This is a genomic window from Pseudomonas sp. Con_6, assembly GCF_059379395.1.
Map to the genome: position 1 here is coordinate 2,522,501 of NZ_CM182011.1, position 21,866 is coordinate 2,544,366.

Consider the following 21,866-nt stretch of genomic DNA (forward strand, 5'->3'; position numbering starts at 1 on the left):
CACCAATTAAGTTACACCGCCTCAGTCTGGGGCCATAGCTCAGCTGGGAGAGCGCCTGCCTTGCACGCAGGAGGTCAGCGGTTCGATCCCGCTTGGCTCCACCATAATCTGCATCCTGTTGAAAGCTTAGAAATGAGCATTCGGTTCGAATGTTGATTTCTAGTCTTTATAGACTGGTCCGTTCTTTAAAAATTTGGGTATGTGATAGAAATAGACTGAACGACACTTTCACTGGTGTTGATTCAGGCTAAGGTAAAATTTGTGAGTGACTCTTAAGAGTTTTGCAAATTTTCGGCGAATGTCGTCTTCACAGTATAACCAGATTGCTTGGGGTTATATGGTCAAGTGAAGAAGCGCATACGGTGGATGCCTTGGCAGTCAGAGGCGATGAAAGACGTGGTAGCCTGCGATAAGCTCCGGGGAGTCGGCAAACAGACTTTGATCCGGAGATCTCTGAATGGGGGAACCCACTCAGCACAAGCTGAGTATCTTGCACTGAATACATAGGTGCAAGAGGCGAACCAGGGGAACTGAAACATCTAAGTACCCTGAGGAAAAGAAATCAACCGAGATTCCCTTAGTAGTGGCGAGCGAACGGGGACTAGCCCTTAAGTTGATTTGAGATTAGTGGAAGGCTCTGGAAAGTGCCGCCATAGTGGGTGATAGCCCCGTACACGAAAATCTCTTGTCAATGAAATCGAGTAGGACGGAGCACGAGAAACTTTGTCTGAATATGGGGGGACCATCCTCCAAGGCTAAATACTACTGACTGACCGATAGTGAACCAGTACCGTGAGGGAAAGGCGAAAAGAACCCCGGAGAGGGGAGTGAAATAGAACCTGAAACCGTATGCGTACAAGCAGTGGGAGCCTACTTTGTTAGGTGACTGCGTACCTTTTGTATAATGGGTCAGCGACTTATATTCAGTGGCGAGCTTAACCGAATAGGGGAGGCGTAGCGAAAGCGAGTCTTAATAGGGCGCTTAGTCGCTGGGTATAGACCCGAAACCGGGCGATCTATCCATGGGCAGGTTGAAGGTTAGGTAACACTGACTGGAGGACCGAACCGACTACCGTTGAAAAGTTAGCGGATGACCTGTGGATCGGAGTGAAAGGCTAATCAAGCTCGGAGATAGCTGGTTCTCCTCGAAAGCTATTTAGGTAGCGCCTCATGTATCACTGTAGGGGGTAGAGCACTGTTTCGGCTAGGGGGTCATCCCGACTTACCAAACCGATGCAAACTCCGAATACCTACAAGTGCCGAGCATGGGAGACACACGGCGGGTGCTAACGTCCGTCGTGAAAAGGGAAACAACCCAGACCGTCAGCTAAGGTCCCAAAGTCATGGTTAAGTGGGAAACGATGTGGGAAGGCTTAGACAGCTAGGAGGTTGGCTTAGAAGCAGCCACCCTTTAAAGAAAGCGTAATAGCTCACTAGTCGAGTCGGCCTGCGCGGAAGATGTAACGGGGCTCAAACCATGCACCGAAGCTACGGGTATCACTTAGGTGATGCGGTAGAGGAGCGTTCTGTAAGCCTGTGAAGGTGAGTTGAGAAGCTTGCTGGAGGTATCAGAAGTGCGAATGCTGACATGAGTAACGACAATGGGAGTGAAAAACTCCCACGCCGAAAGACCAAGGTTTCCTGCGCAACGTTAATCGACGCAGGGTTAGTCGGTCCCTAAGGCGAGGCTGAAAAGCGTAGTCGATGGAAAACAGGTTAATATTCCTGTACTTCCGGTTATTGCGATGGAGGGACGGAGAAGGCTAGGCCAGCTTGGCGTTGGTTGTCCAAGTTTAAGGTGGTAGGCTGGAATCTTAGGTAAATCCGGGATTTCAAGGCCGAGAGCTGATGACGAGTTGCCTTTAGGCGACGAAGTGGTTGATGCCATGCTTCCAAGAAAAGCTTCTAAGCTTCAGATAACCGGGAACCGTACCCCAAACCGACACAGGTGGTTGGGTAGAGAATACCAAGGCGCTTGAGAGAACTCGGGTGAAGGAACTAGGCAAAATGGCACCGTAACTTCGGGAGAAGGTGCGCCGGCGAGGGTGAAGGACTTGCTCCGTAAGCCCATGCCGGTCGAAGATACCAGGCCGCTGCGACTGTTTATTAAAAACACAGCACTCTGCAAACACGAAAGTGGACGTATAGGGTGTGACGCCTGCCCGGTGCCGGAAGGTTAATTGATGGGGTTAGCTAACGCGAAGCTCTTGATCGAAGCCCCGGTAAACGGCGGCCGTAACTATAACGGTCCTAAGGTAGCGAAATTCCTTGTCGGGTAAGTTCCGACCTGCACGAATGGCGTAACGATGGCGGCGCTGTCTCCACCCGAGACTCAGTGAAATTGAAATCGCTGTGAAGATGCAGTGTATCCGCGGCTAGACGGAAAGACCCCGTGAACCTTTACTATAGCTTTGCACTGGACTTTGAATTTGCTTGTGTAGGATAGGTGGGAGGCTTTGAAGCGTGGACGCCAGTTCGCGTGGAGCCATCCTTGAAATACCACCCTGGCAACTTTGAGGTTCTAACTCAGGTCCGTTATCCGGATCGAGGACAGTGTATGGTGGGTAGTTTGACTGGGGCGGTCTCCTCCTAAAGAGTAACGGAGGAGTACGAAGGTGCGCTCAGACCGGTCGGAAATCGGTCGTAGAGTATAAAGGCAAAAGCGCGCTTGACTGCGAGACAGACACGTCGAGCAGGTACGAAAGTAGGTCTTAGTGATCCGGTGGTTCTGTATGGAAGGGCCATCGCTCAACGGATAAAAGGTACTCCGGGGATAACAGGCTGATACCGCCCAAGAGTTCATATCGACGGCGGTGTTTGGCACCTCGATGTCGGCTCATCACATCCTGGGGCTGAAGCCGGTCCCAAGGGTATGGCTGTTCGCCATTTAAAGTGGTACGCGAGCTGGGTTTAGAACGTCGTGAGACAGTTCGGTCCCTATCTGCCGTGGACGTTTGAGATTTGAGAGGGGCTGCTCCTAGTACGAGAGGACCGGAGTGGACGAACCTCTGGTGTTCCGGTTGTCACGCCAGTGGCATTGCCGGGTAGCTATGTTCGGAAGAGATAACCGCTGAAAGCATCTAAGCGGGAAACTTGCCTCAAGATGAGATCTCACTGGAGCCTTGAGCTCCCTGAAGGGCCGTCGAAGACTACGACGTTGATAGGTTGGGTGTGTAAGCGCTGTGAGGCGTTGAGCTAACCAATACTAATTGCCCGTGAGGCTTGACCATATAACACCCAAGCAATTTGAGTGAGGCCGGAAGGCGCGCCAGATTGCGGTGTTGTGAAGACGAAATGACCGAAAGTTTGCGACTCACACATCACATACCCGATTTGTCGTAGCGTTGAAAGACGAGACGACAGCCAGAATTTCTTGACGACCATAGAGCGTTGGAACCACCTGATCCCATCCCGAACTCAGCAGTGAAACGACGCATCGCCGATGGTAGTGTGGAGCTTCTCCATGTGAGAGTAGGTCATCGTCAAGATTAAATTCCGAAACCCCTATCTGCTAATGCAGGTAGGGGTTTTGTTTTTTTGGGGAAAAAAGCTCGGCGTGAGACTTTGATCGATTTCCATTTGTGCCAAATCAGCGGCTGCCGGTTTCTATGCAATCAGCGTGTCGAGAGACCCTGCGTGCAGGTGTCCTGACAGCGACCATGGCCGTTTCCGTAGCGTGTTCCAGCTCAAGTACGCCGAGGAAGTGCAAATTGGGGATCTCTCATCGTCAGTGCTGGTTTGCCAGGACGCCTGCACGACGTCCGGCACCGCGATGGTTTTACTTAAAGGAATAGTGTTTCGAACGCGGCAAGCTGGATGCGTTCGTGCATGAAATGGTAGGTAACACTGTGTTCTTCGGCTTGGGGGCGGGCTTCAACGGTGGTAAAGCCCTTAGTCAGTTCGATTGCCTGACGAAGCACCGTAGCGCGTATCCACGGATCGAAGAATGCGTAGATGGCGCGGTAAAGTGATTTTGCGTGGATAGCTTTGCTATCCAGTCCGAACCTCAATGCTGGCAACCAGGCGGGGTGGATCACGTCTCCGTCATCGATGCCGGGCGCCATGTAGAAGCAGGTCGCCGATGTGCAGCCTTTCATCAACTGCGACCAGAGGGCGCAATCGGCACCACGCACTTCTGGCAGAAAGCCTGGATGCACATGAATGAACTTCAGGTGTTGCAACTCCAGCAAGCGTGCCGGCACGATACCGCCACCTGTGAAGAGGATCTGAGTTTCGGCCAGTGCTGTCAGTCGCTGATAAAGACGTTCATCGCTCAGGTCATCCACCAGCAATGGCTCAACGTCTGGGGAGTATTCGCGCAGGTCATGCAAGGCAAGAGCATCGTCGATGGCTTTCGGGGTAACACCGAACACGCCTTCTACTTCATTGCGAATGCAGCGATACAGAAACGTTTCGGTACGCTGGAGAACGTTGGACCAGTAATGGATGCTTTTTCGCTGCCTGGACTCTGCATAGGCCAGACGCATCGCTCCAGGTAAGAGTCGCCCTACAGGTTTTTTACTTGCAAGGTCTCGGGCGGAGATTAACTGGATGATTTTTTCCGGCTTCAGTCCCATGTCTTTAAGGGTCGCCAGGTAGGCGCGGGCGATAGGTCCTTCCCAGAACAACACAGTAATCGGGATGATGCCTTCGTTCGGAGCGGTAGTGGTGCTCTGGCGAGTCGCAGCAGGAGCCCCGTCACAAGTGTATTGTTCGAAAAGTGCTTGGGTGTAATGCTGCACCAAGGAATCCAGTTCCCCATAGTCCTCTATCTTTCGAGCCTTCAGTGAGTCCAGCAGCTTGAGTACGGCGTTGATCCGCTTGATTGCGCTGGAAAACTCCTGCGCTTGTAGCAGGCGTTTCATGTCCTTCAGCAGCAGTAGTAGCGCGAGTGCCGACGGCTCGGCTGCCAGGACATTGGTGCTGGCCCTTCCACCGCTGGCGAGGTAGCTGTCATAGAGGCAGCGTGAGATTTCCACGCGTCGAGAAAGAAAGGCCAGCAGTTCGAAATCCTCTATAGCCCACTCGGAGCGGCGTGCGCAGGCAATCACCTTCGCTTGCGTGTCGAAGTAAGTACCCTCGATCGGAGTCGTAGCTGCGCTGGGGAGATAGCGGCTGATATAGCTGTCGATCATTTTGCTTCAGGCCTTGGCTATTTTCTGATGAACAACCTGGAGGATGTTGGCGATGGTCCAGTACAGCACCATCCCGGACGGGAACGAGTAGAACAGCACGAAGAACCCGAGACCCATCAAGCTGGACGAAATGGCCTGCCGGGTTGCTGACTGGCCGTCGGGCACCGAAGCCAGCTTGATACTCAGCAGAGTGGTGAAGGCCATCAGCACCGGCAGAAGATTGAAATATGCGCCGAACAAAGGCAGGTCTACGCCAAGAGGGAAGAGTTGGTCGGGTTCGGCAAGCGTCCTGATCCACAGGAATGATGCATCGCGCAGTTCGAAGGTCTGTCCAAGCAAGTGGAACAGGGCGACGAACACGGGTACTTGAACCAAGACGATGAGCAAAGGCTTCAGACCGGCCAGCGGGCTGACCTGATGACTTTCGTAAAGCTGGAGGATGCGCTCGCTTTGTTCGCCCCCCTTGTAGTTTCTGCGGATTTCTTGAAGCTCGGGCTGGATTCGAGCCTGGATGGCTGCGAACTTTTTCTGCGAAGAGATGGTTTTCTTCGCCATGGGATACATGACGAGGCGAATCAGGAACGCCAGCAGGATGATGGATACCCCCCAACTGCCGACGAAGTGCTGGATGAACGTCAGTACATGCATGATGCCCAGGGTCAGTCCGCGCATCCAGTTCCACAGGCTTGAAAACAGGAGGCCGCCAAGGTCGGGTTCGCTGCTGATGAGTGCCTCGTAGGCTTTGCCTCCGCCGAACACGTTCCACTGGAAACGTTGCGGCGAGCTCGTCGCGCTGACAGGCAGGCGGATGCTGATAGAGGTGAGGAAGGAGGCAATCGGGGTTTCTTCTTCAGTCAACTGCGGCGCGCTGGCCTGCCAGGGTGCACCTCTGGCGTTATCGTTTGCGGCGCTGAGGATCATGGCCAGGTAGCGGCTCTGCAGGCCTGCCCAGGCGATATGGGGAGCTTGCGCGGAGGTGAAGCTCAGGACTTCTGCATCGCCCAGTCGATGAGTCTGTACACCGTCGCTGTCACGATAGGCCAGTTCCGTGAACGAATAGATGCTCTGGCCCATGCCAAGACCACGCGCGGGAACCTCACCGACGCCGGGTCCGACCTGAAGTTCAAGCAGGCTGTCTCTGCCAGCCTCGGCATTTTCCAGTTGCAACTCGACCGTAAGATCGGCCCGCCAGGCTTGTTCTCGCAGATGCCAGGTCTTGATCAGGGTAAAGGGTTGCCCTGGGTGTTCCAGCGCCAAAACTACCGTGTCCGAAGACCTTGAGCGTACTTGCCAGCCACCGGCCAATGTTTCCCACTCGTGCAGGTCCTTGCCGGCAAGTTTGCCAGTCAGGGCAAAAAGATGCCCATCGGCTGCCGCCATGTCCTGTATCTGTCCAGTGTGGTCGTGCAGTTGCGGCAGGCGCCATTGCTGCACGCTGGCGTCTGTGAGGTCGAAATGCAGGTCGAGACTGGCGTTGCCAAGGGTAACAGGCGTTGAGGCCGAAGCACCTGTCACGGGCAGGCACAGGAGGAGAAGCCATCCCAGCCATCGCGCCGGACTGGAGGTCTTGAACTTGAACATAAAGGGCTATCGACTCGGATCAGCGCCATGCTGAAAGGAAGGATGGAACAACGTCAGGCATCCATGCCCTGAGAAACTGTCCACTATGCCAGGAAGGCCTGGAGGACAGGCGCCGCCGACTCACTTCTTGTCGGCGTGCTCTTCTTTTTTCGCGACGTCTTTGCGAAGGCCGAGCAGGCGCAGCAAGCGATGCCAATAGAGCTTGAGAACCATGGCGACTGCAGCCAAAGCGCCCAAGATGCCTTGCAGCATGGCGCTACCAGTGCCCGGATCGAGGTAGGCGAATGCGTTGATCGGCAGGAGGATCAAGCAGGCCAGGGCAATCAGTGAAAAGTTGTTTTTATGCATGGAAGCGCTCCTTATCTATTTACGAGTGATGCCAGGTAGGCTGCGGCAATATCGCCGCTCCTGCCCGGATTGAAAATCCAGCGTTGGCGCGCCTCGCGCAGTGTTATCTGCCACTGCTGAGCGTCGCTGGCCATGTTTCTGGCGATGCTGCCCAGGTTGGCTAATTGATTCGTTGGCACGACGACACCCAACTGTTCGCGTACCTGTACCTCTATCGGCTCTATCTCCAGCCTGCTGTAGTCGGGGTTGAGAATTTTGCGTGGGACGTCGACGAAGATGACCGGGCGTTCGAGGCCGAAGGCAAATTCCAGCGCTGCACCGGACCAGTCGCTGATCATGAGGTCCGACTCCAGCAGTGAGGCGTGGCCGTCGCTGTCTTCATCCAGGCGAAACCGTGGCTCGTTCTGATAGTGGCGTGCAATGTCGTCGAGCGCTGCCCCGGCGAACTTGCGGGTACGTGGGTGTGGTCGAAGAGTCACGCGCAAACCGGCATCGATCAGTGGCGATATCGCAGCGATTCCATGCTGTTCGATCAAGCCATTGGCTCCCCATGTCGGCGCTACCAGGACCTGGACGGGAACCCCGATTTTGCACTTGGGGGCCTGCTTGCCACGTTCGATGATCGTATCCAGACGACCGTAGCCATGCTCCACCAGATTTTTTGCCGGCAGACCAAGCAGTCGTTCGCGGGCCCTGGTTTCCGCGACATGATGTGGGCCCACGCACAGCACTGAATCGAAATGATCGAATGCCGCCGCGCGGTAGATCATGTGAGTGCTGACGATGGAATGATGCAGGTAGCTGTAATGCACGGGAAACGGCGAGCGCTTGATATGAAAGCTCTGCAGGTCAGGCATGGTCATCAGCAGGACATCGACGTCCAAGGTGGAGAAAAACAGCGTGCGCATGCTGCCTTCGCCGATGTAGTAGCTTTGCATGCCGGCCGGAGGAGCGCACAGCAGCGGATCGTCGGCTGCCGACGTAACGTAGAGAACCGGCAGGTCGAACCTGTGCTGCAGCGCCTGGAACACGGGTTCGAACCAAGACCAGTAACCTTTGCCCTCTGAATAGAACACGATCTTCCGTTGCGCCCGGGGTACACGCTTGAATGCCCGCAGTCCGGTCCATTCGTGCTGCAGTCTGCGAAGTGCGGCAAGCATGCTCAGGCCTCGAGTTGAATGAACGAGTCCAATTGTCCGCTGCGCAGCATCTCGTGGTACTGATCCAGGTCTTCGACCGTATCGACTTCCAGCCAGCCGTTGTCGGTAAAGGCAGCGCGGGCGGTCCAGCCGCTGTCGATCAGGCTTTGCAGGAAGGTGGTCATATACATGTTGTCGAAGTCCTTGCCGTCACGCATGACGTTCCGATCCATCTGGTGCCAGGCTTGGCGGAAAGCCGCCACGTGGTCGCCGCGAATTTTGATCAGCCCCATGTATTGACCCTGAACTTCACTGTAATCCTTGGGTTTCCTGCCCAGTTCCACGATGCAGTCATTGTTGTCCAGCTTCAGCGTTTCGGCGTCCGCCAAGGGGTCTTCCATGCGGATTTCCCAGAACCGGCGCCATTCCCGATCGATGGCAATCGCCAATGGCGCATCGGTTGCCAGCAGGCTCTCCAGGACCGACGGTTGATAGATGATGTCACCATAGGCGATCAGAAGGTCTTGGCCTTCTACCATTCGGGCTTCAGCACAGAACAGCGTGGATACCATGTTGGTTTCGGCGAAGCGTGGATTGAGTACGACGTCGACACCCTGGTCCAGCAGGCGATCGGCACGATAACCGGCAATCAGGGTGATGTCGCTCAGTCCCTTGGCCCGCAGCACATCCAGTTGACGATGGAGTAGTGGGCGGCCTTGCAGTTCAACCAGGCACTTCGGACGGTCGTCGGTATAAGGGCGCAGGCGAGTGCCTTGTCCGGCCGCCAGGATGATTACGTGCATGATTGGTCCTTGCTTGAAAATAAATGGCGAATCAGGAAGACATCCTGCTCGGCGCAGGGGGACGGGCGCTCGGGGTGCCACATGAGGCCGATCCAGGGCAATGTTTCATGAATGAAAGCTTCGATGCTTCCATCGCCGGCCTGGACCATCGGGCGCAGGCTGGTTGCCAGTCCATCGCGCGCGATACCCCAGCTGTGGAAGCTGTTGGCCTCGTTGTAGCGATCGAATCGTCGATCTTCGGTCAAGGGGGAAACCGGGTGCAGCCCCCCGGCATGTCCGCTCAATGGCATCAGCTGCCCGCCGAGGAAATGATTGAGCATCTGCATGCCACGGCATACCGCCAGGACCGGCAGTTGGCTGGCGCTGGCCACGGCCAGCAGGCTCGTTTCGGTTCGGTCGCGTTCTGGCGAGGCGTTGCTTGCACCTGGCAGGTGGCAAAGATCATTGCCACCACTGAGAATCAGGCCGGAAACCGCCTGGCGCCGCAGCCATGCGTCCGGCCGTGTCAGCCCGTTGGGTACCGGTATCGGATCGATTCCAAGGTGTTCCAGCAGTGCCGCCCAGCGCTGATCGAGGCAGTCACGGGATTCGCCGTAGCTGGCAACCCGTTCGACTCGTTGGGTGATCGCGATGCGTATCATTGAATCACTCGGATCATGCGATTGCTGGCATCCAGTTCCAGTATCCGCGCGCTGGCCAACGTGCGGTACCGGGTCTCTCCCACGCCCAAGGCTGCGGGCAAGCCGAACTCGGCTGCGCGAATCGCCATATGTGAATTGGCCCCGCCGTACATGGTGATCAAGCCGGCTATCTGTCGGCCGAACAACCAGTCGTAGCCAGGATCGGCTTGAGGAATCAGGGCAATCTTGCCGGTCAGATCCTGTTCACTATCGCCTTCGTCGAGGTCGACGCAAGCTGCACGAATTTGTCCTGTACCCACGAAGTTGGGTTGAGTCGCGGGATAAAGGAATACGTTGAGGTCTTCGCTCGAACAAAGCAGCGGTGGCAGCTCGATCATTTGTTGCTGCTGGTGCAGGGCCCGGTTCCGGCGGCCGAGCTCCCGCAGGTATTCGCTGGTTGCGTTGGCTTGTGGGAGAGCGTCGTGGAGCGCCAGAAGGGTGTCGATATCGAGGTATGCCAGCTTTTCTCGGGGAATGCCCAATGGCTCCGCCCAGCCGACCAGCTCATCGAGTGCAAGCGACAGGTTGCGGGTAAAGGCGAACTTGGCGTATTCACGGCCTTCGATGGCCTGTCTCAGGAACAGCTCCAGCTCATCGGCCTCATAGTCGATGCCCTGCTCGGCGAGCGCTGCTACGAAACGCGGTCGGGCAAGTTGCCATAGCTGGCCGGCAGATGGTGTTGGTACACAGTGTTGCGTCGCTACACTATCGACGATCGGCCTGAGGTAGCGCTCGGGATCCGCGCGATAGCTGGGTGAGTTGATGTCGTAGGTGCCCGGACGAAGGTGTCCGTAGGTGTCGACGAACGTTTCCCAGCTCATTTCTCCCCGAGCACAGCGTTCCGCGTCATGGGTCAGCATATGGCTGACCGTGCGGATGGTGCTGAGGAAATCTTCCATTTCTGCTTCGCTCAATACGCCGCGGTTGACTGCAGAGCGCAAAAGCGTGACAGCAACGAATGCACTGCGTGCCAGATGAGCGAACGGCAGGGTGCCGTAAGTGCGGCAGTCGAACAACAAGGCCCGCACCTTTTCCAGGGCGGGCATCTCTCGCCCGCGCAGATGTGCGAAACGCTGCTCCAACTTGTCGATCTGCGCCAGGTCGCTGCCATTGCGTCGTATGGCGTTGATGCTGATGTCACGCAGACTGTCGCGCAGTTGATCTATTTCACAGCAGGAGAATCCACCTTCCTCTGCCAGGCGTTGGCGCCAGCGTTCGAAATCCAGCGCGAAACAGGTAGGTACCACCTCGAATTCGACCTTGTCGTGCAGGTAAGGGTGACGCTCAAGCCAATCGAGATAGAAGTCGGCCAGGCGAGCAGCCAGTCGCTCATCAAGGCATTGCGGAATGAAGGAGTTGAAGCTGGCACGAATGTCCACATAGGGATGCCCGGCGAAACTGATCAGCAGGGGCGAGGGGCGCACGTCACGGTAGCCATACTCGGCGCGTTGGGTTGCCCAGGTCTCATCCATGATCAGGTGTCGGTAGAGGCTGGAGGCGAGTGGCTGGGGCTTGGTGCCGATAATTTCGGCGGGGTTCCAGTCGGGCATGATACCGAACAGCGCACGCTTGCCGACGACAAAAGGCGGCGGTTTCTGTCGGGCGTTGAAGTGCTCCCGGGCGATGTCCAGGTGAGCGAACATCTCGACATCGCCTCCGTCCCACCTGGAGTGATCCACCGCGATGGGACGCACTTGAAGGATATGCAGCCCGGCATCGGCGGTAATGGCGAACTCGACATCCAGTGAGTCGTAGCCAAGCAGTGATTCAATTTCCCGAAGTGCCGGGAGCAAGGCGCGCAGATTGTCCGGGATATTGACGCTTGCCTCATCAGCGTTGCGCTGCATCACCAGGGTCTTGTGAGCATCGCTGGTACCGCTGGTGATGGACTCGGTGCTACCGCTGACATCGTCGTAGTTGATCTGGTAATAGGGCGCACCGCTGCTGAGGCTGCGGGTGAACGCTACGCCACTGGCGACCACGTTTTCCAGCATTGGCTGGACCAACACCTGATTTTCTGGGTTGGCGTCCGGATAAGAGGCGATTACGTGCTCGATGGCCGACTGCAGCGCTGGTGGTTGGCTGCCGTCGATATTGAGCAAGCTGGTATAAGCACCGGCATTGGAGTGGTTGAAACCGTCCTCCGACAAGGCACTGCTGCGAATGACCAGGCTCTGGCCACCAAAGTGGGTCTGGACATCGGTCAGGATCTTCCGTGCATCAGCCTGCCATTCGGCGACCGTGAAGCTGACCTGGTCCTCGATGCGACTGCACCTGACCATGCGCCGCAGTCGCCGAAGCGTCTGCGCCTTGGTGCCGAGAACGAAGTGGGCCAGGTCGCGTGGTTCGTTCAACTCTGCCCAGTCACCCTGAACGTCGACCGCTTTCACGAGCATGCCGTTGCAGCGCAACATCTCCACCAGGTCGGACAGATTACCCCGCTGGAACTGCTGGCGCAGGGTCGCCTGATTTTCAACCAGGAAGTCGATGGCCTTGGGGCCGAAATGAACGCAGCCCACGAACTCCGCCAGCGCAAGCGCCAAGGGAATATCAGCACCGAGTCGGGTGATGCTGTTTTTGTGCAGCGACACCTTTTCGCACCGTTGCAGATCGGCCTCGGTACGCCCCGTGAAGCGCGTGCGCCAATGGGTGTCCACGGCGACGCAGATGTCAGCCTGGCTCCTACTCAGAGCAGTGGTCAGGCTTCTGCGAAAGAGCACATCGGAGTAGGAAACCAGGCAATTTCTTTGGCCTGTGAGATCGACTTGCAGGAAGGAATAGGCTGACTGCGTGGATTGCCAGTCTTCGTTCACCCAGTAACGCAGTTCAGGATAGCGTTCTTGAATCGACTCTAGCTGGTAGCCGCCCACAAAGTGGGCGGTCTCGACGACTGCATCTGTGGCGTGGATCAACCAGTCGATGACACGGGTGTGTCCAGATGCGTTACGCAGCGCGGAGTGTTGATCGCCTTGATAAGGCCGACCAGCACCGAGAAAAATGACTGATGACTGCATCTGTATGTGCTCGCTCCTGTAGTGCTCGCGGTCCTGTGAAGAGCGCAAGCACGTTACGTTTTCAGGCTTTACCAGTTGCGTGCTCCTTCAGACCAGTAGCCGAAGCCCCAGCCATCGCGGACGGGATCGACGAGTTCCGGATTCAGGCTTTTCGCATATGCCCAAGACTGGGTTGGTCCGTGTGCCAGCAACTTGTAGTTGTTGCCGTCGGACAGGTAGATGTATTGCGGCACGCTTTCCTTGCTGTGTGCGGGGTCGAGCGGCAGTACCGGGATGAATTCCGGCGCAAGGCCGTTGATCCACTGCGCAGTGTCCTTGCCCCAGATGCTGTGCAGTCCGTCGAAGCTCTCGCTCGGTGGATAGCGGCCATGCACCTGATAATAAGCGTTCAGGGCATCCCTGACTTGCTCCAGGTCTCGCTTGCGCTGGTTGAACAGCGTCATCTCGTTGGTCAGATCGACTGCACCTGTGCTGCGCAGGGCGGCCGTGAAATCCGGATCACGAGGAATCTCGATAGTGGTATGGGTGTCAGGCATGAAACCGGAGTTTGCATCCTTGACGACGTCGATGAAGATTCCCGCAGGCTTGGTTTCCAGGATGTCCAGCCCGGCAAAAGAGTCGCACGAGTGTTTTGCGGGTGTTTGCAGGCACAGGGTTCTGGCCAGGTCACTCAGGCTCGCGAGCATGCTGTTGTAGGTCAGCGTCTCGCTTTCGTGGCTGCGGGTCTTGATCATCAGCAATGGACGGTACCTGTTGTAACCCCATTGCGGATGGTCGTTGATCATGAAATTGTCGGGCTCCGTAGTCATGTACGAAACCGGCGCGCCATGGTCGCTCTTGACCACGAACAAGGTCTTGTCATAAACCCCCAGCGCCTTGAGTTTCGTAATCAGTCGAGCCGTTTGCCGTAGTGCACAATGAGTCTCTTTCAGTACACCCTCATAAGTCTGATTGTCGGCGTACCATTGGGCGTCGGCGCTGCGGTAGTTGCAGTTTTCATCGAGGTCGACAGGAAAGTGGGTGTGCAGCAGGTGCAGGTAACGAACGTGGCGTTTTCCATTCTCCAGATGCAGGTTGTCGGTAAAGGTGACCAGGTCTTCACTGTGCAGAGTATCCAGTGCATCCCATTTCGCTCCCTTGTGTTCGAGGGTGCGCTGGCTTGTCGGGCTGAGGGTGGCTGCTGAAACCAGGTTGCCGATTTCCTGGCTGACGAAGCGGGCGGTCAATGCCGTTCCGATTCGTGCGGCGATATGGGGATACAGAATCAGTGCTGTGGCTGCGCGTTCAGAGAGGGTGTTCCCGCCCAGGGTCAGTGGAGTGATGCGGTCGCCCGGTCGCCAGTTGAAGGTGCTGTAGGCGCCGTAGGTCACGACGTCGGAGCCATCGTCCTGCTCATGCTGCAGGTAGTTGGATCGACCTGGTGGCAGCAGCAAAGGCTTGCCATCGGCATCCTTGAAGTCTTTGAAGTTGATGTTCCCGTACAACTCGTAGCGAATCGAAGCCCAGGTCGCCGGGGCCGCCGAAATGGCATTGTCGAAGAAAATGAAATCCTTGAGTTGCTGCTTGAGTTCGGGATCCTCTTCGAGCACTTGCTTTGCAACGTTGCCGGCAAGGCCATCGAAACTCAGGACGAGCAGGTTGTCCGAGGTGGACAAGCTACTGAAGCGGCTTAACGAGGCGGTTGAGGCCAGCAATGGCGGTAGAGCGCTATAAAGGGTGCTGACAGTCAGGATGAGCAGAAATACCTGGATTGCGGACTTCAACCGAGTAAATGTCAGCAGTGCCAGCAACAGCGAGGCACCTGCAACTATCGAAAGATTCTGCGAGTTGGTGAGCAAGTCTTCAGGTGCTTTCATCCCGGCCTGCTCGACGAGCGGCAGCATGTAGCCGGAAAAACTTGTCCAGAGCATCAGGAAGTACAGTGCTAGCGAAGCTAGCCAGCTCAGGCGGAACAGCGCGAGTACTGAAGCACAGGCAAACAGGAAAATGCTGCATGCCAGCGTGATGAGCAGGGAGCTGAAAAAGAAGTCTTGTATATTGAAATTGATGTCGTCTTTGGACAGATATACGACATACAGAGGTACCAGAAAGAATAGCGTAGCGGCCGTACAGAGAGAAAGCGCCGCTCTTTTATAGAATGGTTTGATATTTTTTATCGCAATCACGGTACTGATCAGTTCCTTTACAGGCGAAGCAAACGCTGCGCCAGAGATGGTCGCATTGTGGCGGGGCACAAAATGCGCGCGATTCTAGCATAATCGAATGGCAATGGAACTATCCGGTCACGCTGCTGTCTCGCGCTTCTGCGTGGCCTCTTCGTTGAGTGGGGGTGTCGATTCTGGCGCGACTTTTCGGCAGCTTCAACGTGTTTCGTGCAGTGCAATGCGTATGAAAAGAGTTGGTATTGGATGGTGTTCGACCTTTTGCAAGGACCGGCTCATGCAGTAGATGGAGCGTCCCTCGCGCGTAATGGCTGAAAACGACGCCGAAGGGAATAAGGGGAAGGATTACGCCTCGCCAAATGGGTACTTTTCACTATTCGAAATGTATATTCCAAAACGCGGTTGATGACGTCCTGGCAGGTGCGTGCACCACTGCAATTGGCGTTGCAACGGGTTTAACAGGAAGTGATAGGGTTTAAACGCCGCTGTTCATATCCTCAACTGCGGCGTCTGGCAATGCTGAAGTCGGGCTTAATCACCCTGATAGATACAGCCACTGGTGCAGGTCTCGTGAATACGAACCTTGCTCAATTCTGGCAACAGCGGCTTGACCTGGTCCCAGATCCATTTGGCGATCACTTCGCTGGTCGGATTCTCCAGGCCGGGAATGTCGTTCAGGTAGTTGTGGTCCAACTGGTCGTAGAGCGGCTTGAAGATCGCTTTGATCTCGGAGAAGTCACGAATCCAGCCGGTATGCGGATCCAGCGGCCCGGTCAGGTGCAGGGCGACCTTGAACGAATGGCCGTGCAGGCGACCGCACTTGTGGCCAGCGGGGACGTTCGGCAGGCGGTGTGCCGATTCGAAAGTAAACTCTTTGAAGATTTCCAAGGTATCTATAACTCTGAGAACCAATGCTGGGGCGCAGTTTACCAGCAAGGCCGTTACAAGGGTTGCAGATGGTCGCCCAAGGTGCCGCGTTCGACCATTTCGAGAAAATCATCGCCCAGTCGCCGGCTTTCGCTCATCGCCGCATGCCAGTAGCGCTGTCGTGCTGCGGCATCGCCCATGAAGCGCTTGAAGTCGCTGCGGTCCGGCAGCTTGCCATAGGGCAGGCGCGCCAGGTACTGCGGCGAGGGCGCCAGCAGCAGTACGTCGCGCAGGCGCTCGGCGTCGCCACGCCGCCAGGGCAGGGCCTTGTCGAACCAGCCGGGAATCACCTTGTCGGTAAAATGCGGGTAGAGCACGATATCGTCGCCGCTGTAGGGCAGGTCCAGGTGATAGTCGAGCAGCCCGCCATCGCGGTAGGTGCCCACGCCGGCGCCGGGGATGTCGCGCACGCCTTCCATCACCATGGGGATCGAACCGGACGCCAGCAGGGCGTGGCGCAGGTTCGCGCCGGCCAGCGGCAGGAAGCGCGACGGGAAGTCAGTCAGTGCCTGCAACGGCGGCGCACTGCGCGCGTCATGCAGGATCACCCGCTCGAAATGGCGGGCCAGCCGCGGACGGCCGATCAGGTTGTCGGCGATTACCGTCGACAGGCCGATACCCAGGCGCCCGCGACGATCGTCGGCGAGCAGGCCGTGGCTTTTCACCACGACGATGTTCAGGCGGTAGTCGGGATTGTCGAGGATCCGCGCGTCGCGGCCTTCGAGCAGGTCGTCGAGCATGCGCTGGCAGCTCAGTGACACCTCGGCCTGGGTTACGCCCTTGGCGAAGTCCTGCGCGGTGTACAGCTCGCCGAGGCGGCGAAGGGCCGTTGCGGGATCGGGCAGGCAGGCGCTGGCGAAGCGCCAGGAGCCGATGGACGCGCCGATCAGCGCGCGCTCCCGCGGCGCCCCTGGCAGCCAATCACCGAACAGCGCCAGGTCCAGCCCCTGGATGCCCAACGCCTTCGGTCCGCCTGCTGCCCCCGGCAGCACCCCGACGTCCGCTGCGCCCAGGCCACGCTGGCGAATCCGTGCCAGTGCTCGTTTGCCGGCCTTGAGAGTCAGGGCGGGGTATTTGCTGTGGATGGCGGTCATACGGCTCTCACTCTGCACTGCGCTATCATGGCGCCAGCTGTTTTCAGGTTCAATTAAGTTCGCCTCGGTAGACTTTCCACCGTACCCGATTGATCCCTGTGGAGGAAACCAACATGAAGACCCTGACCGCCCTGTTCGCAAGCGCAGCCCTGGCCCTGAGCGCCAACGTCGCCCTGGCCAAGGACGTACAGCCCGATGAAGTGGTGAAGCTGGTGCAGAGCAAGCAGATCCAGTCCCTCGACGAACTCAAACAGAAAGCCCTGGCCAAGCACCCCGGCGCCACCGTCAAGGACAGCGAGCTGGAAAACGAATACGGCCGCTATATCTACAAGGTAGAACTGCGTGACGCGCAGAACGTAGAGTGGGACGTGGACATGGACGCCAAGACCGGCGAAATCCTCAAGGACGCCCAGGACCACTGATGCCGCGCCTTCCGCACCTGGCCCGCTGGCTTGCCCTCGCGCTGCTGGCGGCCTGCTCGCTGGCCCTGGCCCGCGACCTCGACCAGGACGAAGCCCTGCATCTGCGTCAGGAGGGCGTCATCCTGCCCCTTGAACAGCTACTGCAGGCCGCCTTGGGTCGTTATCCCGGGGCGCGCCTGCTGGAGGCCGAACTGGAAGAGGACGATGATATCTATGTCTATGAAGTCGAACTGCTGACCCGCGAAGGCGTGGTCCGCGAGATCAAGCTCGATGCCGCCAAGGGCACGCTGCTCAAAGATGAGGAAGATGACTGATGCGCCTGCTGTTGGTCGAGGACAACGTCTCCCTCGCGGACGAACTGACCGCGAGCCTGCAACGCCTGGGCTACGCGGTGGACTGGCTGGCCGACGGTCGCGATGCCGTGTACCAGGGCGCCAGCGAACCTTATGACCTGATCGTGCTGGATCTCGGCCTGCCCGGCGTCCCCGGCCTGGAGGTGTTGCAACAGTGGCGCGCTGGAGGCCTGGTTACGCCGGTGCTGATCCTCACCGCGCGCGGCTCCTGGGCTGATCGTATCGAAGGGCTCAAGGCCGGCGCCGACGATTACCTGAGCAAACCTTTCCATCCCGAAGAGCTGCAACTGCGCATCCAGGCCCTGCTGCGCCGCGCTCGCGGCCTGGCCAACCAGCCGACCCTGGAGGCCGCCGGCCTGCACCTGGACGAAGGCCGCCAGTGCGTCAGTCGCGGTGATGAGAACGTGCAACTGACCGCGGCAGAATTCCGCCTGTTGCGCTACTTCATGCTGCACCCGCAACAGATCCTGTCCAAGAGCCATCTCGCCGAACATCTCTACAACGGTGAAACCGAGCGCGACTCCAACGTCCTCGAAGTCCACGTCAACCACCTGCGCCGCAAGCTCGGGCGCAGTGTGATCGAAACCCATCGCGGCCAGGGCTACCGGTTCGGCGGGGCGGTGGAGTGAAGTCGATCCAGTCGCGTCTCAGTCTTGGCCTGGTTGGCATGCTGGTGGTGGTCGGACTGGGCCTGGCCCAGGTCAGCCTGTGGCTGTTCGAAGTCGGCCTGCATCGCTACCTGGAAAGCGGCCTGCGCAAGGAAAGCGAGAACCTGCTGTTGGCGCTGGTTCAGGGTCAAGGCGGTGTCGAGCTGGACCAGCGACGTATCTCCGCCGCCTACAACCGGCAGTTCTCCGGCTATTACTTCCGCATCGACTTCGACGGCAAGACCTGGCGCTCGCGCTCGCTATGGGACACCGAACTGCCACGGCCGGATACCGCCGGCTTGCATGACGGCCTCGAACTGGGCCCGGAAGGCCAGCAACTCTTGGTCTTGCGCGCGGATTACCGGCGTCAGGGGCAGGCCATCTCCATCAGCGTCGCCCAGGACTACACGCCCATGCGCGACGGTTTCCGCCGCATTCAGCAGGTCGGTCTCGGCTTGGGCTTGTTGGCCCTGGTCATGGTGCTGATCCTGCAACGGTTGATCGTCAAGCGCTCGTTGCGCCCGCTGGAGCGCTCCCGGGAACAGATCGCCCAATTGCAGCAGGGCAAGCGCAGCCAGCTGGACAGTGAGGTTCCCAGCGAGCTGGAACCGCTGGTGGCGCAGATCAACCACTTGCTGGCCCATACCGAGGACAGCCTGCGCCGCTCGCGCAATGCCCTCGGTAATCTCGGCCATGCGTTGAAGACGCCGCTGGCGGTGCTGCTCAGCCTGGCTTCCAGCGAGCGCCTGCGGGAGTCACCGGAACTGGCTGCACAATTGCGCGAGCAACTGGAGCAGATCCAGCAGCGCCTCAGCCGCGAGTTGAACCGCGCGCGCCTGGCTGGCGACGCCTTGCCCGGAGCGCATTTTGATTGCGATGCGCAATTGCCGGGGCTGCTCTCGACCCTGGGCATGATCCATGGCGACGGCCTGCTGATCCGCCGTGACGTTCCCGCCGGGCTGTCATTGCCCTGGGACCGCGAAGACCTGCTGGAACTGTTCGGCAACCTGCTGGACAACGCCTGCAAATGGGCGGACAGCGAAGTCTGTCTAGGGATTCGCCAGACGCCAGACAGTTATCTGCTGTGGGTCGATGACGACGGCCCGGGCATTCCTGCTGAAGCTCGCCAAGGTGTGATGGAGCGCGGGGCGCGGCTGGATGAGCAGGTTGCCGGGCATGGCCTGGGACTGGGGATCGTGCGGGATATCGTCGAGGCCTGGCATGGCCGGATGGATCTGCGGGAGAGTCCGCAGGGCGGGTTGCGGGTGTATATCGAGTTGCCACGGCGGGCAGGGCGCTAGCCCCATCGGGGCCGCTTTGCGGCCCTTCCCACAGGAGTCATTGCAATCCTGTGGGGGCGAGCTTGCTCGCGAAGGGCTGCAACGCAGCCCCAGAAAACATCAAACCCGGAAATGATCCATCAGGCTCTGCTGCTGGTTCGCCAGGCTGTTCAGCGCCTGGCTCACCCGCGCCGACTCCTCGGCCTGGTGCGACAGCGACTCGGTCACATCACGAATGGTCGCCACGTTGCCACTGATTTCCTCGGCCACGGCACTCTGTTCTTCGGCAGCACTGGCGATCTGCAGGTTCATATCGGTGATCACTGCCACCGCTTCGCCGATCTGGCGCAGCGCGGTCACCGCCTGGCCGACCTGTTCGACGCTGCCCTGGGCCTGGCGATGACTGCTGTCCATCGCGCCGACCACTTCACGGGTACCGGCCTGCAACTGCTCGATCACATGGCGGGTTTCCTCGACCGATTCCTGGGTGCGCTGGGCCAGGTTGCGCACCTCGTCGGCGACCACCGCGAAACCACGCCCGGCTTCGCCCGCACGCGCTGCTTCGATGGCTGCGTTGAGCGCCAGCAGGTTGGTCTGCTCGGCGATCGAGCGGATCACCTCCAGCACCGAACCGATCTTCTCGCTGTTCTGCGCCAGACCTTCGACCTGGCCCATGGCAGTGCTCATGTTGGCCGCCAGCGAGTCGATGCTGTTGGTGGTCTGGTTGATCACCGTCAGCCCCTGGCGAGTTGCCTGGTCGACATCGCGGGCCGCCTGGGCCGCTTGAGCCGCGCTGCGAGCGACGTCATGGGCGGTCGCGCTCATCTCATGTGAGGCGGTGGCCACCTGGTCCACCTGGCGATACTGCTGCTCCATGCCGGCGCTGGTCTGGCTGGCGATGGCCGAGGACTTGTCGGCGGTGTCGCGGGCTGCATGCACCGAGCTCTTCACTTCGGCAATGGTCGGTTGCAGCTTGTCGAGGAAGCGGTTGAACCAGCCGGCCAGTTCGCCCAGCTCGTCCTGCTTGTTGTAGGCCAGGCGGCTGGTCAGGTCGCCGTCGCCGCTGGCGATCTCACGCAGGCGATGGGCCACGTGAAGGATCGGCCGGGTCACGCCACGGGCCAGCAGCCAGATCAGCAACAGGCCGACCACTGCGGCCAGCAGGCCCAGGCCCAGTTCGATCATGGCCCCGCTGGTGTTGCGCTGGTCGAGTTCCTGCTTGAGGGCTTCGGCCGGGCCGATCAGGGCGCTTTCCGGCACGTCCAGCAACACGCCCCACGGCTTGGCGTCCGGGGTCGGCGAGAACGAAGCGAGCACTTTGAGGCGGCCCTCATGCTGCAGGCTATGCAACGCGGTACCGTCGCCGAGCAGGCGCATCAGTTCGGCACCGGTGTCCTTGTCGACTTCGGTGTAGCGCTGGGCCAGCTTGCTGGCATCCGGGCTGTAGCCGGCGAGCAGCCCGGCCGGGCTGATGATGCCGATCTGCGTCTGGCCACCGTACAGGTTGGCGCCGGCCTGCTTGCTCATGGCCTGCAGGCTGTTCAGGTTGATGTCGATGGACAGGGTGGCGATCACCTTGTCGTTGACGATCAGCGGGAACACGATGCTGGTCATCAGCACCTGCTGGCCGGCGATTTCATAGAAGTAGGGTTCGGTGATGCAGGTCTTGCGGGTGGTCCGCGGGCACACCGACCAGGTGTTGGCCGGCTCGCCGCTCGGGCCGATGCTGGTGTCGGCCATGTCCCGCTCGGGCAGGGCCATGGAGGTCAGCTGGCCCGGGGTAGGTTGCGACCAGTACAGGGCGAAACGTCCGGTTTCGTTGCTGCCGATGGCTTCCTGGTTGGCGAACAGTTCGTCCTTGCCGTCCAGTGCGTTCGGCTCGAACACCAGCGACAGGCCGAGCAGGTCGGGGTTGGCCTGCAATGCCGAGCGCACCTGGCGGGTCATGTCCTCGCGCAGGTCGAAGGCATCGAGGAAGCGCTTTTCCGCCTGTTCACGAAGGAACAGCACCTGGCGCGAGAACCCGGCACCGTACTGATAAGCATCCATGAACTGACGGCGGATGTTGAGCGCCTGGACTTCGCCCTGGGACTCGATGCGGCCTTCGGCCGCTTCGGTGAGCATTTTCATGCTGCTGGCCTTGACCAGCTCCGTCGTGTGCTCCATGCGATACAGCGAAAGACCGACCAGCAGGGTGACGATGCCGGCGAGGCACAGTCCGGCGAGCAGGGTGATCTTCCATTGGATGGAAAGCTGTCTGAGCGACATTTGGCGAAATCCT

15 protein-coding genes, 2 tRNA genes, 2 rRNA genes and 1 pseudogene (1 of these 20 cut by a window edge) are annotated in these 21,866 nt (G+C 58.7%); 8 read left to right on the top strand and 12 right to left on the bottom strand.

The window, feature by feature from the left end; translation table 11 throughout:
- From AC5QPF_RS11280 to rrf, 4 genes are all read left to right on the top strand, one after another.
- Positions 1-5, top strand: a tRNA-Ile gene (locus tag AC5QPF_RS11280) (it extends 72 nt beyond the left edge of the window).
- A 23-nt stretch (positions 6-28) separates the two neighbouring features.
- Positions 29-104, top strand: a tRNA-Ala gene (locus AC5QPF_RS11285).
- A 235-nt stretch (positions 105-339) separates the two neighbouring features.
- A 23S ribosomal RNA gene (locus AC5QPF_RS11290) occupies positions 340-3,230 on the top strand.
- 142 nt (positions 3,231-3,372) lie between these two features.
- Positions 3,373-3,488: ribosomal RNA gene (rrf, locus tag AC5QPF_RS11295) — 5S ribosomal RNA — on the top strand.
- 294 nt (positions 3,489-3,782) lie between these two features.
- Here the strand turns inward: rrf and AC5QPF_RS11300 are convergent.
- The 10 genes from AC5QPF_RS11300 to AC5QPF_RS11345 all read right to left on the bottom strand — a co-directional run bounded on the left by AC5QPF_RS11300 (position 3,783) and on the right by AC5QPF_RS11345 (position 16,883).
- On the bottom strand, positions 3,783-5,135 hold the full coding sequence (locus AC5QPF_RS11300; protein WP_494963288.1) for a formyl transferase: 1,353 nt from the start codon (positions 5,133-5,135) through the stop codon (positions 3,783-3,785).
- A gap of 6 nt (positions 5,136-5,141) precedes the next feature.
- The gene (locus tag AC5QPF_RS11305) at positions 5,142-6,716 is read right to left on the bottom strand and encodes a membrane protein insertase YidC (protein WP_494963289.1); all 1,575 of its coding nucleotides are present in this window, start codon (positions 6,714-6,716) and stop codon (positions 5,142-5,144) included.
- A gap of 120 nt (positions 6,717-6,836) precedes the next feature.
- Positions 6,837-7,064 carry a hypothetical protein gene (locus AC5QPF_RS11310; protein ID WP_494963290.1) on the bottom strand — a complete coding sequence of 76 codons (228 nt, stop codon included), beginning with the start codon at positions 7,062-7,064 and terminating at the stop codon, positions 6,837-6,839.
- Between the two features lie 11 nt (positions 7,065-7,075).
- Positions 7,076-8,224, bottom strand: a complete 1,149-nt coding sequence (locus AC5QPF_RS11315; protein ID WP_494963291.1) for a CDP-glycerol glycerophosphotransferase family protein — start codon at positions 8,222-8,224, stop codon at positions 7,076-7,078.
- A gap of 2 nt (positions 8,225-8,226) precedes the next feature.
- The gene (locus AC5QPF_RS11320) at positions 8,227-9,006 is read right to left on the bottom strand and encodes an NTP transferase domain-containing protein (protein ID WP_494963292.1); all 780 of its coding nucleotides are present in this window, start codon (positions 9,004-9,006) and stop codon (positions 8,227-8,229) included.
- Positions 8,997-9,647 (bottom strand): gamma-glutamyl-gamma-aminobutyrate hydrolase family protein, encoded by a 651-nt coding sequence (locus tag AC5QPF_RS11325; protein ID WP_494963293.1) that lies wholly within the window; start codon positions 9,645-9,647, stop codon positions 8,997-8,999. The genes AC5QPF_RS11320 and AC5QPF_RS11325 overlap by 10 nt, the downstream gene beginning before the upstream one ends.
- The gene (locus AC5QPF_RS11330; RefSeq protein WP_494963294.1) at positions 9,644-12,700 is read right to left on the bottom strand and encodes a PEP/pyruvate-binding domain-containing protein; all 3,057 of its coding nucleotides are present in this window, start codon (positions 12,698-12,700) and stop codon (positions 9,644-9,646) included. The genes AC5QPF_RS11325 and AC5QPF_RS11330 overlap by 4 nt, the downstream gene beginning before the upstream one ends.
- Before the next feature lie 68 nt (positions 12,701-12,768).
- Entirely contained in the window at positions 12,769-14,865 is a 2,097-nt protein-coding gene (locus tag AC5QPF_RS11335; RefSeq protein ID WP_494963295.1) for a sulfatase-like hydrolase/transferase, read from the bottom strand.
- 528 nt (positions 14,866-15,393) lie between these two features.
- Positions 15,394-15,750 carry a 6-carboxytetrahydropterin synthase QueD gene (gene queD / locus AC5QPF_RS11340; RefSeq protein WP_494963296.1) on the bottom strand — a complete coding sequence of 119 codons (357 nt, stop codon included), beginning with the start codon at positions 15,748-15,750 and terminating at the stop codon, positions 15,394-15,396.
- Between the two features lie 53 nt (positions 15,751-15,803).
- Complete coding sequence (locus AC5QPF_RS11345; RefSeq protein ID WP_494963297.1) at positions 15,804-16,883, bottom strand: patatin-like phospholipase family protein; 1,080 nt, start codon at positions 16,881-16,883, stop codon at positions 15,804-15,806.
- Between the two features lie 113 nt (positions 16,884-16,996).
- On the opposite strand from AC5QPF_RS11345, the gene AC5QPF_RS11350 reads away from it, so the two are divergent.
- From AC5QPF_RS11350 to AC5QPF_RS11365, 4 genes are read left to right on the top strand one after another with little or no spacing between them, the layout of a single operon-like run.
- Positions 16,997-17,305 (top strand): PepSY domain-containing protein, encoded by a 309-nt coding sequence (locus tag AC5QPF_RS11350; protein ID WP_494963298.1) that lies wholly within the window; start codon positions 16,997-16,999, stop codon positions 17,303-17,305.
- Complete coding sequence (locus tag AC5QPF_RS11355) at positions 17,305-17,619, top strand: PepSY domain-containing protein (RefSeq protein ID WP_494963299.1); 315 nt, start codon at positions 17,305-17,307, stop codon at positions 17,617-17,619. Before AC5QPF_RS11350 ends, AC5QPF_RS11355 begins: the two co-directional genes overlap by 1 nt.
- Complete coding sequence (locus tag AC5QPF_RS11360; RefSeq protein WP_494963300.1) at positions 17,619-18,287, top strand: response regulator; 669 nt, start codon at positions 17,619-17,621, stop codon at positions 18,285-18,287. Before AC5QPF_RS11355 ends, AC5QPF_RS11360 begins: the two co-directional genes overlap by 1 nt.
- A complete protein-coding gene (locus tag AC5QPF_RS11365; protein ID WP_494963301.1) occupies positions 18,284-19,606 on the top strand; it encodes an ATP-binding protein in 1,323 nt (440 codons plus the stop codon). The genes AC5QPF_RS11360 and AC5QPF_RS11365 overlap by 4 nt, the downstream gene beginning before the upstream one ends.
- Before the next feature lie 99 nt (positions 19,607-19,705).
- Here AC5QPF_RS11365 and AC5QPF_RS11370 read toward each other — a convergent pair whose 3' ends face one another.
- On the bottom strand, positions 19,706-20,461 hold the full coding sequence (locus AC5QPF_RS11370; RefSeq protein WP_494964158.1) for a methyl-accepting chemotaxis protein: 756 nt from the start codon (positions 20,459-20,461) through the stop codon (positions 19,706-19,708).
- Positions 20,462-20,611: 150 nt separating this feature from the next.
- Positions 20,612-21,853: pseudogene (locus tag AC5QPF_RS11375) on the bottom strand (cache domain-containing protein); the annotation flags it as partial.
- Positions 21,854-21,866 lie beyond the last annotated feature (13 nt).